Consider the following 13,704-nt stretch of genomic DNA (forward strand, 5'->3'; position numbering starts at 1 on the left):
GGGGTGGCCGGAACCCGGCGACCGCGGCTGCGGCGCGGCAGTGCGGCGGCCGGCCCGGACGGCGAGCAGCGTGGGAGTGGGACGTTCCCGGCGGCGCAGGCGCAGACACGACGGTCGGCTCCGGAGGTCCTTCGGGGGTTGACGCCGGAGTAGCTGCGAATAGCGGCCCGACCGAAGGACGTGTCAACGATGCCGGGGATCGCGCCCGGCGATGCGGCGGCGGTCGGCGTCTCGGCCGGGCCCGCGGTCATGCGTGCACTGGGCTGTGGACTCTTCGTCGGGCGGGCGTGCCGCCCGTCACCGCAGGTGTTCGAATGCCTGGTCGGCGTCGGCCAGGGCCTCGGTGTGGACGTCGCGCGCGGTTCGACCGTCGGCGATCTTCTGCCAGTTGGTCCGGGCGAGCACCCGTTGGACTGCGAGTACCTGGGCAGCGCACAGGCGTGCCCGGATGCCTTCGCCGAGTGCGTCCGCCAGCGCTTCCTCGTCTTCTAGCTGGTAGCGCGTGAGCCGTGCCGCCAGGCTCGGTGTGGTGAACACCAGCCGATGGAACGCCACCACCTCGGGGTGGTCGTTGAGGCCGGTGACGGGGTCGAACCGATCGAGGCCGGCCCGGAAGTGGCGGTGCAGCGCAGGCACCGGCTCGATGCCGGACCCGCGGTCACGGACGACGCGCGCCGCCTCGCCCTGGTGGTCCGCGAACCGGTGCAGCACCAGGTCCTCCTTGGTGGGGAAGTACCGGAAGAGGGTCGGCTTGGAGATCTCGACTGCCGCGGCGATGTCGCTGACCGAGACGCGGTCGAAGCCGCGCTCCAGGAACAGCGAGATGGACGCGTCGGCGATGGCATCGCGCGTCCGCGCCTTCTTGCGGGCCCGCAGTCCCGTCGGCTCGTTCATCCGACCACCGTAACATTCATAACCAAGTTGCTTTTTTAACCGAGTAACGTTTTTATGGGCGGCATGAGTCAGACAGACACTCCTCCCGTGCTCGTCACCGGGGCGACGGGCCGGATCGGCCGCGTCGTCATCGACCAACTCCTCGACGCGGGCGTACCGGTCCGCGCCCTCACCCGCCGCCCCGAGGCCGCGGCGACGCTACCGGCGAAGGTCGAGGTCTTCACCGGCGACCTCACCGTGCCCGAGACACTCGACCCGGCGTTGAACGGTGCCGGCGCGGTCTTCCTCGTCTGGACCGCCCCGCCCCGGACCACCGAGGCCGTCGTCGAGCGGCTGGCGGCCCACGTGCGGCGGGTCGTCTTCCTCTCCTCCCCGCACCGGACACCGCACCCCTTCTTCCAGCAGCCCAATCCCATCGCAGCGATGCACGCCGACATCGAGCGGCTCATCGCGGCCACCGGACTCGAATCGACGGTCATCCGGCCGGGCATGCTCGCATCGAACGCACCGGCCTGGTGGGCGCCCGCGATCCGGGCCGGCGGCGTCGTCCGGTGGCCTTACGGCGCCGCCGAGTCGGCACCGGTCGACGACCGCGACGTCGCAGCCGTCGCGGCGCGCACGCTCCACCGGGACGGACACGTCGGAGGCGACTACGTCCTGACGGGCCCCGAATCGCTGACCCAGGCCGCACAGGTGGGCCTCATCGGCGACGCCCTCGGGCGAAAGATCGACTTCGAGGAGATCACGCCGGACGAGTTCCGAAGCCTGTGGAAGGGTACGGCGCCCGGCCCGGTCGTCGACATGCTGCTCGCCGCGTGGAGCGCGGCAGTCGGACAGCCCGCGTACGTCACCACCGCGGTGGCCGACATCCTGGGGACGCCACCGCGAACGTTTCGCCAGTGGGCCGCCGACCACGCCACCGCTTTCACACAGGGTTCGTAGCCTCGTCGACCGCGCCCGACCGCGGTTCTCGGACCGGCCTCGCACCGGCCTCGCCTCCGGGGCCGCCAGGTGGGAACCGATACCTGGCCGTACCTGGGGAAAAGCGAAGGCCTGAACGCACCGGAAGCCGTCACCCCGTGGGTGACGGCTTTCCCGCGTTCTGTCGCACTGTCGGACCGGGGTGGAAGTCACCGGGCCGCAGGCGGCCCGTCCGGGCCAGGCGGTGACGCCGGGGTCAGGTGTCGGCGGTGGGCGGCTGTCCGGCGTCGTGGCGAAGCTGTTCGTTGATGCGCAGGGCTTCTTCGAGTTGGTCTTCGAGGACGATGATGCGGCAGGCGGCCTCGATGGCGGTGCCCTGGTCGACGAGGTCGCGGGCACGCATGGCGATGCGTAGCTGGTAGCGGGAGTAGCGGCGGTGGCCGCCGTCGGAGCGTAGCGGGGTGATGAGGCCCTGGTCGCCGAGCGTGCGCAGGAAGCCGGCCGTGGTTCCGGTCATGGCGGCGGCGCGGCCCATGGTGTAGGCGGGGTAGTCGTCGTCGTCGAAGCTGCTGGGGGTGGGGGGCGTGTCGGTCGTCGTCGTCACTACACCTCTCTTGGTTCCTGGGGAACGCGTCGAGGGGCCCCGGCGCCATTGCGGCTCCGGGGCCCCGAAGGGGAACAACACCATCTACCGGCCTGGGCCGGCCCTCTGTTTCCGCACTGCCCCGGGGGATGGGGCGTGCGGGGATCGCGAATGCGTGACCGGAAACCACCGTCCTTCGTAGCTGAGGGGTCTGCGGTGTCCGCCCGGACTGAACTGCTGCCTCACGGGCCGGGCGATCCTGATGGCGCTTGCGCCCTCCGTTCTTCCTCTGCGTCACTGACATTCCTGCGAACTGCGGTTTCACACGGGTACTGCTGGTACGGCGCACTGCTTCGGCAGCCCTGGACTGCCACCCGGTCCGGCTGCCGGCTCCATCGCCCGTCCTGCTCACGAGCTCGGCGTGGAACCCCGCTGTCCGGACCTCCCCGGCACGCGCGCCCGCAGTCCGGCGCCTTTGCTGGGGTACTGCGTCTGTCGGCGGCGGTACCGCCCGGTGGTGGCCCCTGATCACTGCGGGCCACCGGGCCCGGCCACCGGTCCTGTCGCCGCACTGCACTTCCTTGGCTTCAGGGCCCCGCAACCGTGCCGACCTGCGAACTTCCGTCACACTTCCCGCCAGTTCGTGTCTGGCGGGTACCTCTCGACTGCTTGCTACGAGAGAAACACTAACCACAGCCGACATCAATGTCTACTCCCGCCAGAGCAGATTTTTCCGTGTCCGAGGGGAAGGTAGTCTCCGACCCGAACAGGGACGGACAGACGCCCCGCCCCGGCGCCGCAGGGGATCCAGGAAGCGGGAGGGAAGACGCCCGATGACGGAAGGGACACCGCCGGCGGTGCCCGTCCCCGGGACCGCCCCTCACACCCCGCGCACGAGGGAGTCCCTGCCGGCGGCCCTCGCCGAAGCCGTGTGGGCGGCGTGGGACCGGTGCACCGACGGGCGGGCGCCCGAGGCGGTGACCCGTCCGTACGGCGGGGAGGCGGATCGCAGCGGCGGTTCGGGGATCAGGCGGAGGGAGGGACGCCGTCAGTCGAGAATCGCGCGCATCTTGTCCTGGAGGTAGTCTCCGGCGCGTACCCGGCTGTGGGGCCTGCGGCCGAGTGGTGCCGGCAGTGAGGTGATCCCGGTGTCGGGCGCGCAGGCGTGGAAGTACACCAGTGAGGTGAGTTCCTCCTGCGGCGCCTCGGGGGGCGGGGGCAGGACGCGGTGGCGGCCGGAGCGCCAGCGGTCTCCGCTCCAGCGGGCCATGAGGTCACCGATGTTGACGGTGTAGGCGCCCGGCTCGTAGGGGGCATCCTGCCAGCCCGCCTCCTCGTCGTGGACCTGGAGGCCGCCCTTGCCGGGCTGCCGGTTCAGAAGGGTGACGAGACCGAAGTCGGTGTGCGGTCCGACGCGGAACTGGCCGGGTGCGGCGGTGCCGGTTTCGTGGGCCGCCGGGTACCAGTTGATGGTGAAGTCCCAGTGCGGGCGGGCGGTGTGACGGGTGAAGAAGTCGGCCGGCCGGCGCAGCGCCGTCGCCATGACGGCGAGGAGCGTGTCGGCCAGGGTACGCATCCGGGCGGTGTATGCCGTGACGAGCGGGTGCAGGGTGGGGACTTCGTCGGGCCAGTGGCCGGGTGTCTGCTGCGGGACGCCGGGGCGTGCGGAGGAGTCGACGGCGCACGACCAGACCTCCAGCAGGTCCGGCGGGGTGAGGGTGCCCTCGGACCTGGCGGTGGTCACCCGTTCCCGGCCGATCCAGCCGCGCCGGTTCTGGTCGTAGGGCCTCTTGACGGGCTGGGGCAAGTGGAAGAAGTCGTTCGCCGCGGCGCGTACGCGGCCCGGGAGTTCCGGTTCGATGCCGTGCCCGGTCACCAGGAGGAAGCCGCTGGACCGCAGGGAGCGGTCGACCAGGGCGGCGAGTCGCTCCCGGTCCGCACTGTGGTCGGACGTCCAGCGGCTGAGGTCGATGAGGGGAATCGGGGTGGTGGCCACGGGTGGATCCTCCGTGAGGTCGATGGACGGGGCAGGGGTGTCAGTGGGGCCGGGGGCGGTCGGTGGGAGCGGGCGTTCCCGGTGCGGCCCGGGGCCTCGGCGCACGCGCCGACCAAGGCCGCCACCCACCGGACGGACGGCGACCCGGTCACCATCCAGGTCCCTCCCGCTACGGCTCAAGCCGTACGCTTGAAAACGGGACCATCCGGCGAGGAACCGAGGTGTACCGGTGGATCGCGACACCGTCGACGAGCTCGACCAGCACCTGCTCCGGGCTCTCCAACTCGACGGCCGCGCGCCTTTCAGCCGCATCGCGCGAGACCGCGAGGTGTCCGAACGCACCGTTGCCCGCCGCTACCGGCGACTACGCGGCCTCGGCCTGCGCATCATCGGCCGGCCCGTCTCCTCCCGTCTGGGGCTGAGCCGCTGGCTGTTGCGCCTGCACTGCGCCCCGGACGCCGCCGGAACCGTCGCCGAAGCCCTCGCCCGCCGTTCCGACACCAGCTGGGTCACCATCGCCTCGGACGGCACCGAGCTCTACTGCGCGCTCGACGCCCGTTCGGCTGACGAACTCAACGCACTCCTCGTGGAGAAGCTCCCCCGCACCCCGCGGGTGCTCTCCGTCAGCGCGCACTGCATGATGCGCGTCTTCCTCGGGGCGACGAGCACCTGGCACGCCACGCGGTTCGGGTCACAGGGCACCGCGGCCGCGGTGCCCTCCCCTGCGCCCTGCGCCACCCCGCTCGACCTGGACACAACCGATCACATCCTGTTCAGGGAGCTGGCCCGCGACGGCCGCGCGTCGCTGCCCGAACTCGCCGCGGCCGCCCGCCGCTCCCCCTCCAGCATCCAACGCCACCTCGACCGCCTCCGCGGCGCGGGCGCCCTGAACCTCTCGGTCGACTTCGACCCGCGGCTCCTCGGCTACCGGACCGCCACCCGGATCTGGCTGAACGTCGCGCCGGCGCACCTACGCATCGTGGGGGAAACCCTCGCCACCCATGCGCAGATCGCTTTCGCCGCGGCCACCACCGGCACGTCCAACCTGGTTGCCAGCGGCATCTTCCGCGACCCGGCCGACCTGTACGACTACATCGACCGGCGCATCAGCCCACTCCCCGGGGTCCGGCACATCGAGACCGCCGTGACCTTGTGGGAAGTCAAGCGCCTCGCTCCCGTGCCGACTTGAGCGCGCCGTCCGCGCCGTCCGCGCCGCCACCCGGTTCGTCCGGGTGGGGTTGCAGTTGCGTCTCCGTTCCGTTTCGGCGTGGGTACGAATTGAGCAGTGGTCCGGGATGGTGGAGGCAACTACTCGCGCGACGGGGGAAGTTGCCATGGAAGACGGTCTGGGGCCGGAAGCGGCCGTGGTGGCGGCGCTGCTCGGCGACGGAGCGCATCAGGCGGTGGCGGACGTGGTGCGGGCCCGGCTGCGGATGATGCCGGAGGGGTCGCAGGCGCTCGCCGCCGCCGCGTCGGACCCGCAGGACCCGAAGGCGCGAAGGCTGCTGACCGCGGCCGTCGCCCGACTGCTGGCCTCCGACGTGGCGTTCGCGCAGTACCTGGCCACCACGGAACTCGGGAAACCCTCCGAGTCACCCTCCGGCCCGCAGACCGTCCAGCTGCGGACGGGTAAGGCCGGCGCACCACCGGCGAAGAACCCCCGCACCGTGCAACTGCGGACCGGCCCACGGCCAGAGGGCCCCGCCACCGTTCAGCTGCGGATGGGCCCGGACGCCGCCCGTGCCCGACTGCTCGCCGGGCGGCGGAGCAGCGCCGGCATCGTGGTGGCGCTCGCCCTGGTCCTGATCACGTCTCTGGTGGCGCTCGGCATCCACCTGAGCTCGCGCCCGCTGCTGAAGCCCGGTGGGCCCGGCCTGGCACACGCCGCGCAGCCGCTTCGGGACCCGTCGCTGCTCCGAGCGGTGCTGCCCGGCGAGGGCGCGATGCCGATCGGCTGGCGGGTGCAGCGAGCGCCGGAGTCGGGGACGGGTGCCGGGAGCGGGACGGGTGTGGGCACCGCCGGCCCGCTCCCCTGCCTGCCTCCGGACGCCTGCGACCTCCAACTCGCCTACGCCACAGTAACGTTCGCCTCGGTCTCGGCGCAGACCGTCGAGTTCACAGCGACCGCCTTCACCTCCCCCGAGACCGCCGCCCGCGCCTTCGACGCCATGCTCGAAAGCACCCCCGGCGAGCAGCCGACGGCGGCCGTCCCCCGGAGCGGCGACCAGAGCGCCCTCCGCATCCAGGGCAGCGGCACGGCGGTCGCGCTGGTCCGGGTCGGCAGCACGCTGCTCCTCGTGCGCGGCCAAGGGCCCGGCGCCGGCCTCACCGCGCCCGGACTCACTCTCCTCACCCAGCTGTTCGCCGAACGCGCCCGGCAGGCGCAGGACGGCCTCACCCCCGACACCTCCGCCCGGGGGACGGCCGGCTGAGGCCCGGCCCGGCGGTCAGGGCTTGTCGACGTCGGCGGGAACGGCCGCCACCCGGCCGCTGCCGTTCCCGACGCCGGTGAGCAACTCGCGGAGCGGACGTACAGCCGCTCCGCGTCCGGGGAGAGGATCAGCACCGGTCCCCGGAGGAACCCCTTCCTTCCGCGCCCGTTCGCGGCGAGCCTCCGACACCGACCGGACACGCGACGGCGGGGGCCCGACGCAGGAGCGACGAACCCCGACCCCGCCGGCGCTGCGCGGCCGCGCGCGGGGTACCGGACCGGGACAATCGGGGCATCGGACGGGCACGTAGACTTGCCGCTCGTGGTGGATACCCAGTACGAAGACCTGTTGAAGCACGTGCTCACCGCCGGGACGGCCAAGACCGACCGGACGGGCACCGGTACCCGGAGCGTCTTCGGGCACCAACTGCGCTACGACCTCACCCAGGGGTTCCCGCTGGTCACCACCAAGAAGGTGCACCTGAAGTCCGTGGTGTACGAGCTCCTGTGGTTCCTGCGCGGCGACTCCAACGTCGGCTGGCTGCGCGAGCACGGCGTGACCATCTGGGACGAGTGGGCCGACCGCGACGGTGATCTCGGTCCCGTCTACGGCGTGCAGTGGCGCAGCTGGCCGAGCCCCGACGGTCGGCACATCGACCAGATCGGCCGGGTCCTCGACACCCTGCGCAGCGACCCGGACTCCCGCCGGATGATCGTCTCGGCCTGGAACGTCGGCGAGCTGGACGCGATGGCGCTCGCCCCGTGCCACGCGCTGTTCCAGTTCTACGTGGCCGACGGCAGGCTCTCCTGCCAGCTCTACCAGCGCAGTGCCGACCTGTTCCTCGGGGTTCCGTTCAACATCGCGAGCTACGCCCTGCTGACCCACATGGTCGCCCAGCAGGCGGGCCTCGCGCCGGGGGAGTTCATCTGGACCGGCGGTGACTGCCACATCTACGACAACCACGTGGAGCAGGTGACCGAACAGCTCACCCGCACGCCGTTCGACTTCCCCGCGCTGCGCCTTCGGCAGGCCGAGTCGCTCTTCGACTACGCCTACTCCGACGTGGACGTGGTCGACTACCGGCACCACCCGGCCATCAAGGCACCGGTCGCGGTATGAGGATCGGACTGATCTGGGCCCAGACCCCGGACGGCGTGATCGGCGCGGACAACACGATGCCTTGGCACCTGCCCGAGGACCTCGAACACTTCAAGGCGACCACTCTGGGGCACCCCGTGGTGATGGGCCGCCGCACCTGGGAGTCGCTCCCGCCGCGGTTCCGCCCGCTCCCCGGCCGGCGCAACATCGTGGTCACCCGCGACCCGCAGTGGACCTCGGACGGCGCCGACCGCGCCGGCTCCCTCGACGAGGCCCTGCGACTGGCCGCCGAGACGGCCGGGGCGGCCCTGGCCGCCGAGGCCTGGGTGATCGGCGGCGGGCAGCTCTACCGCTCGGCCATCGACCGGGCCGACACCCTTTCGGTGACCGAGATCGACCTGTCGGTCGAGGGCGACACCCACGCCCCGGCCGTCGGTCCCGCGTGGGCCGTCAGCGAGGACCTCGGCCCGCGGACCTCGACGTCCGGCCTGCGCTACCGCATCCGCACCTACGCGCGCCGCGGCACCGCGGGCTGACCGCCCGGCGGCCGGCCGCGCGGCGCGCCCCGGCGGTTCGCCGTCCGTGCCTGCTCGTGCCCGTTCATGCCTGCTCATGCCTGCCGGCGTCTGCCCGTGCCCGCCCGCGCCTGTCAGCCGATCTCGGCCCGCCAGCCGTCGACGACGGCGACCAGCAGCACGTCGACGACCGCTCCCCCGCACTCCGCCGTGCCCGGCTGGTCCAGCGACCTGCGGACCTCGGCGGCCGGCGCCTCCGGGAAGAGGAGCGCGGCGCCCACCCGCGCAACGGCCGCCGCGGCCGCTTCCCGACGCCGGACGGTCCACTCCCCGAAGTCCTCCGCCGTGGCCGGCGAGGCGGTGGCGGGCAGGTCGAACCCCGCGCGGCGCCCGCCCGCGAGTACGACCTCCAGAACCAAGTGCCCTCCCAGCGCCCTCACGAAGGTGAGCACCGCACCCGCGGACGTCTCCCGGCCCGCCTCCAACGCCGCCACCACCTGCGCGTCCACGCCCATGGCGCGGGCGAGGTCCGGGACGCCGGTGCCGGTCAGGCGGCGCAGTCCGGCGAGGATCCGACCGCGGTTCTCCGCGACCAGGCGATCCGCCGCCCGGACGACCCGCTCCGCGTCGCCCGGTCGCGGGTGGAACTCCGCGAGGAACTCGGCGTCGTCGCCGTAGCTCCCGAGCTCCGTCATCAGTCCGTCCGCTCCTCCGTCCGCCGGAGGTACCGGCGGTAGCGCTCCTCCGCCAGCGGGATCGCCGTGCGGTACCAGGACTGCCAGCGGCCCCGCTTGTCACCGGCGACCAGGACCACGATACGGCGCCCCGGGTCCAGGACGAACAGGAGCCTGACCTCGGTGCCGCCCGACGACCCGGGCCGCAGCTCCTTGAGGTTGGGAATCCCCGAGTGCCGGATCCGGTCCACCAGGGGCCGGCCGAGAGCGGGGCCCACGCGGCGCAGGGCGGTGATCGCGGCGGCGACCTGGTCGAGCGACACCCGGTCGGTGCGCCGCAGCCCGTGCAGCCACTCCCTGACCTCGGGCTCCAGGACCAGACGGTATGTATACGGCTCATTCGGCAACAAGTCTTCTTTCGCCTTCCCGACATACGACCCATTGCCTGGCGCCAGCCTACCGGGGCGCGGACCTCACGCATGACGGAACGTCAGAATCCCTCCCGATCAGACAGATCCGGTCCGGGGCGAGCGCGACCCGCGCGGCACTCCCGGGCGGGCCGCCCCCGCCGACACCCCGAAACACTCCACGCACCACGGGAGCCCGCCAGGAACCCGCCGGAGAGGGACGCCTCGACGGGCGCCCGCCCCCTGGAGGGGGCAACACCTCTGGCGTAATTTCGTATATCCATATGGGCCCACCGGCTCAGCTTGGCCCGAGACTTGACCATGCGTCAGTGCCCACCGGTGGGTAACGGCCGCACGGTCAGACCCGGGTGCCCCAGCGACCGCCCGCAACCCTGCCCGCGTCCACCGCAACCCGCGGAGGGGTCCGGACGGTCCCATGGGCGCGTCTGACGAATCCCGCCGGGCAGGCGACGTGAATCGTCAGACGACCGGAACCGCCCGACCCCCAGGCCGAACCTCAGGAAAGACGACTATCCGGTACAACGGCATCCACCCGATACGGCCCGCCCACCAGGCCGGGCCGCTGCTCCCCGCGCCTGCGGGGGTCGGTCGGAGGCCGCGGCGCAGGAGGCCTGAAACACCCCGTCCTCCCTGCGAGCGCGTTGGTGGGTAGCGACCAGTAGGACCGCGAGCACCGCCGCTTCTGTCGGCAGACGCAGGAGCCTGACCAGAGCACCCGGCAGAACACCGCTCCCGCGGTTGGGTCCGCCCGGGCCCGTGGTCAGCGGGCGGACCAGACCGGACAGTCGGCCGTGTGGCGTGTCAGCACCATCACGGTCCCGCCGTCCGTGACCTGCCGATCGCGCGTGACCGTGCAGCACGCCACCAGTACCGGAGGCATCGCCCGGACGACTGCAGGAGTCTCGTCCCGGTCCGGCAGCGCGGTGCGCGGCCACGCGGGCTCCACAACCCGCGGCCCGGGCCGGCGAAGGGAAGCCCGGCGGTCGGCCTGCCCGATGGGCACCCCGAGAGCTCGGGCGCGGGCGTGCAGACGGCGGCGATCGCGGCGTTCGGACATGGTGACACCCTGCACCCTCCCACCCCCTCCGCGCCAACGGCCTGGCAGGCGCCTCCGGATCGGCCCACCAACGGGGCACCCGAACCGGCTCCCCCGTCAGGCCGGTCTGCGGGTGCCGTCTCGGCCCCGGGCGGGGCGGCCCGGGCACTTTCGGCCGGGTGCCCGGGCGACAGGAGAACGAGCAATAGTCAAGACCTACGGGTGAGGCAGTGAGCCTGTTCAGCCTCCATGGGCTGCGGGGCAGTGCGCTGCGACCCAGGTAGCGGTGATGTCGTTGCAGGTGACGATGACCGACCCGGGCCTGAAGGCCATCTCGTGAGTGCAGCCCTGGTCGTGCGGAAGGATCTCGTCCAGGATCAGCGTGCCGAGGTTGTCCCAGGTCGAGGGCTCGTTCGGAGTGCTGATCTGGACGGCTGTCACCCCCGCATGACGAATGACCAGGTCCTCCTCGCGCCTCCAACAGTTGTGACGGAGGCGGAGGTCGAGGGCTTGACCCTTCTGGAAGAAGGTCGCCTGGTGGAGCGTCATGTCCTTGACGCAGCGCCGCCCGGCGAAGTCGTAGTGGCTCGGGTCGGTGGCGAACGCCCTGGCGCCCGGGGGCAGGTTGGTGCTCGGCGCAGGCAGAAGCTCAAGGTAGGGGCCGGGGTCGAGGACCCCGGTCAGTTCGCCGACTCGGGCATCGAGATCGACATACTTCATTGCTCACTCCTGCGATGGTCCGGCGGACCGCCTTGGGCGACCTCAGGGTGACATGCCGACTCGTGGCGCCGCTCAGGCATTTCCACCGTTCGTCGACCTCGTCCGCCTCAGCGACCTGTCGCAGCTCCTAGGGGAGGCGCGAAGCGGACGTGCTCGTCTGAGTTCTGCAGGATGTCGTGGAGGGTCACGCGGCCTGCTCCTCGCGCTCGACCAGGACCCCGTTCTCGAACCGCGCACCGGTGCGGACCAGGGACACCAGGTCGGCGCCGGTGATCGCGCGCGATCTGGCCTGAGCCGACTCGACCAGCTTGAACACCATCGCGAGCAGCGCGGCCATGGGGCTGCCGACACCGCGGGTGACCTTGGTTCGGGGTTGACGGTGGAGAACGTCGACTCGATGGGGTTGGTGGTCCGCAGGTGGATCCAGTGCTCGGCGGGGAAGTCGTAGAACGCGAGGAGTCCGTCCCGGTCGTCGGTGATCTTCGCGACGGCCTTCGGGAACTTGGCTCCGTAGGTCCTCTCGAACACCTCGATCGCCTTTTCGGCATGGGTGCGGGACTCCGCGTTGTAGATCTCCTGCATGGCCTTCGTCGCGCCGGGCTGTGCCGACTTTCGGCAGACGGTTCGAGACATTCCGGGCCTTGTGAACCCAGCACCCCTGTGGCCGCGCGGCCGGGAACGCCTCGGCGAGCGCCTGCCGAAGGCCCATGGCGCCGTCGCCGACCATCAGCTCGGGGTCGCGCATGCCACGTCGGCGGCAGTCGCGCAGCGGGTCGGCCCACGCCTCGGTGAACTCTGCAGGCCCTCGGCCAGGGCGATCAACTTCTTCGTGCCGTCCGGGCGGACGCCGTTACTGCTCCGGCGGTACAACTGGAGCAGGAAGGTCGAGAACTCGGGCGAGGGCTGCGGTGACGGGATCGCGGTAGCCGGGCGGCAGGTTCCGGCGGGCCCAGTCGGCGGTCAGCGAGAGGAAGTCGACCATGTCGCGTTCGGCACCGGCGAGCAGGTGGCGGAGTTCGGTGACGGACAGTTTGATCATCGGGCTGTCGCTCTGCTCGGCGTTGACCGTCAGCCGGACGGTGTCGCCGAAGCGCTCTGCGAGCGGTGACACCGGGTCGTGGCCAAAGCCGAGCAGGTCGCCGCCATCGACGAGCCGGTGCCAGTCGCGCCAGTCCTCCAGCCCGTCGCAGCAGCCCGGCAGGAAGGTGATGCTGGCGGACTCGTCGGCGACCCGCAGCCCGCCGGCCGCGAAGAGGGTCTCGAAGGTCAGCAGTCCGTGGAGGGACGAACCGAGTGGGTCGGCAGGCCGGGGCGGGCGGCGGGGGCCGCCGAGGTCATCATCGGGATCGATGTCATTGCAGCTGGCGATGCGCATCACCGCCGTCCCGATCTCGGCGGCCGAGAGCTCACCGCTCAGGGGCAGGAAGCCAAACGGCTCGATCTCGGCGACGGGCCAGAGGTCGAAACCGCCAGGAGCATAGATCTCAAGGACAGGCTGCATCACGATCACCCGGCGAAGTGTCCCGCACCGCCCGCCTGCGGCGCCTTCCGATTACGCAGGGCACCTCGCCTCCGCCGACCCTGAACCGGTATGGGACTGAGCACCTCCGGCTGTACCGCCCTGGGCAGGTACAGATGTACGCCGACACCCCTCCCTGTTGCTTACTGAACGCTCCGGCGGGTCTCAGACCCGCGAGCGTGCCAACCATCGTTCTGCGCGGCTCTGCTTGTCGAAGTCTCCAGAGCGGCGGGCGGGCGCCAGCGGTCGGGCGCGCAGTGGCTCGAGGACGTCGGGTGGCTCCTGGCTCGCACCGCGCTGCTCAAGGCCGTCGCACGCGAACCACCACGCTCACCTGCTGGCCGCCATCGTCGGGCTCGGCGGTGAGCTGGAGCTCCCGGCTACCCGCAACGGGCGCTTCAGGGGTGCGGTCGTCCCGGAGGGCTGCGCGGTCAGCGCCGGCCGCCGCCGATGCGGCGGTCGTCGGCCAACGCGGTCAGCGGGCCGTACTCGCAGGCAAGCTCGTTCCACGTCAGAACCTCGCCGCAGCGGGCCGGGAAATCCTTCGGGTTGAACTCGGGCATGGTCCAGGTGCCGGTGCCCCGGTCCCGCAGCCACAGGTCCCCGTCACCGTCTACCACAGTCGGCGGGACCGGTACGGGCTCGGCCTGATCGATGGGCTCCCAGGTGACCCGGCCCGGGTGGGAAACGCGGCGCAGCTCTGTGGTGGCCAGCCGCGCGGCCAAGTCACGGGTGGACTCTTCGGCGTCCTTGACCGACGCGAGTCGGAATGCGTCGTCGAGTACGGGCAGGGCTGGATTCTTGCTGCGCTTTGAACTCATACGCTGACTTACCTCCGGTGGGGGGCGTCACATCCGTTATGGCACCCCGTAGAGGAACACGGTATCC

At 71.8% G+C, this 13,704-nt stretch carries 13 protein-coding genes and 1 pseudogene; 5 read left to right on the forward strand and 9 right to left on the reverse strand.

Annotated features, from left to right (window positions below):
• Positions 1-297: 297 nt before the first annotated feature.
• Positions 298-894, reverse strand: a complete 597-nt coding sequence (locus PUR56_RS25855) for a TetR/AcrR family transcriptional regulator (protein WP_329950666.1) — start codon at positions 892-894, stop codon at positions 298-300.
• A 63-nt stretch (positions 895-957) separates the two neighbouring features.
• Between PUR56_RS25855 and PUR56_RS25860 the strand changes: the two genes are divergently transcribed.
• The gene (locus PUR56_RS25860) at positions 958-1,836 is read left to right on the forward strand and encodes an SDR family oxidoreductase (protein ID WP_329950667.1); all 879 of its coding nucleotides are present in this window, start codon (positions 958-960) and stop codon (positions 1,834-1,836) included.
• 235 nt (positions 1,837-2,071) lie between these two features.
• Here the strand turns inward: PUR56_RS25860 and PUR56_RS25865 are convergent, their stop codons facing one another.
• Both PUR56_RS25865 and PUR56_RS25870 read right to left on the reverse strand, forming a co-directional pair.
• Complete coding sequence (locus PUR56_RS25865) at positions 2,072-2,419, reverse strand: helix-turn-helix domain-containing protein (protein WP_443034569.1); 348 nt, start codon at positions 2,417-2,419, stop codon at positions 2,072-2,074.
• Between the two features lie 1,027 nt (positions 2,420-3,446).
• Positions 3,447-4,394 (reverse strand): isopenicillin N synthase family dioxygenase, encoded by a 948-nt coding sequence (locus PUR56_RS25870; protein ID WP_329950668.1) that lies wholly within the window; start codon positions 4,392-4,394, stop codon positions 3,447-3,449.
• Positions 4,395-4,623: 229 nt separating this feature from the next.
• Between PUR56_RS25870 and PUR56_RS25875 the strand changes: the two genes are divergently transcribed.
• The 4 genes from PUR56_RS25875 to PUR56_RS25890 all read left to right on the forward strand — a co-directional run bounded on the left by PUR56_RS25875 (position 4,624) and on the right by PUR56_RS25890 (position 8,460).
• The gene (locus PUR56_RS25875) at positions 4,624-5,583 is read left to right on the forward strand and encodes an AsnC family transcriptional regulator (protein WP_329950669.1); all 960 of its coding nucleotides are present in this window, start codon (positions 4,624-4,626) and stop codon (positions 5,581-5,583) included.
• Between the two features lie 145 nt (positions 5,584-5,728).
• Complete coding sequence (locus PUR56_RS25880; RefSeq protein ID WP_329950670.1) at positions 5,729-6,826, forward strand: hypothetical protein; 1,098 nt, start codon at positions 5,729-5,731, stop codon at positions 6,824-6,826.
• Between the two features lie 321 nt (positions 6,827-7,147).
• A complete protein-coding gene (locus PUR56_RS25885; protein ID WP_329950671.1) occupies positions 7,148-7,945 on the forward strand; it encodes a thymidylate synthase in 798 nt (265 codons plus the stop codon).
• Entirely contained in the window at positions 7,942-8,460 is a 519-nt protein-coding gene (locus tag PUR56_RS25890) for a dihydrofolate reductase (RefSeq protein ID WP_329950672.1), read from the forward strand. Before PUR56_RS25885 ends, PUR56_RS25890 begins: the two co-directional genes overlap by 4 nt.
• A gap of 113 nt (positions 8,461-8,573) precedes the next feature.
• Here the strand turns inward: PUR56_RS25890 and PUR56_RS25895 are convergent, their stop codons facing one another.
• The 6 genes and pseudogenes from PUR56_RS25895 to PUR56_RS25920 form a co-directional block, all read right to left on the reverse strand.
• Positions 8,574-9,134, reverse strand: a complete 561-nt coding sequence (locus PUR56_RS25895) for a hypothetical protein (RefSeq protein ID WP_329950673.1) — start codon at positions 9,132-9,134, stop codon at positions 8,574-8,576.
• Positions 9,134-9,520, reverse strand: coding sequence for a type II toxin-antitoxin system RelE/ParE family toxin (locus tag PUR56_RS25900; RefSeq protein WP_329950674.1), 387 nt, complete (start codon positions 9,518-9,520; stop codon positions 9,134-9,136). Before PUR56_RS25900 ends, PUR56_RS25895 begins: the two co-directional genes overlap by 1 nt.
• Before the next feature lie 1,297 nt (positions 9,521-10,817).
• A complete protein-coding gene (locus PUR56_RS25905) occupies positions 10,818-11,297 on the reverse strand; it encodes a hypothetical protein (protein WP_329950675.1) in 480 nt (159 codons plus the stop codon).
• A 184-nt stretch (positions 11,298-11,481) separates the two neighbouring features.
• Positions 11,482-12,146, reverse strand: a pseudogene (locus tag PUR56_RS25910) (IS256 family transposase); the annotation flags it as partial.
• A gap of 1 nt (position 12,147) precedes the next feature.
• Complete coding sequence (locus PUR56_RS25915; protein ID WP_329950678.1) at positions 12,148-12,798, reverse strand: hypothetical protein; 651 nt, start codon at positions 12,796-12,798, stop codon at positions 12,148-12,150.
• 449 nt (positions 12,799-13,247) lie between these two features.
• Positions 13,248-13,637, reverse strand: coding sequence for a hypothetical protein (locus PUR56_RS25920; protein WP_329950676.1), 390 nt, complete (start codon positions 13,635-13,637; stop codon positions 13,248-13,250).
• Between the last annotated feature and the right edge of the window lie 67 nt (positions 13,638-13,704).

This window comes from Streptomyces sp. BE303 (assembly GCF_036290945.1).
GTDB lineage: Bacteria > Actinomycetota > Actinomycetes > Streptomycetales > Streptomycetaceae > Kitasatospora.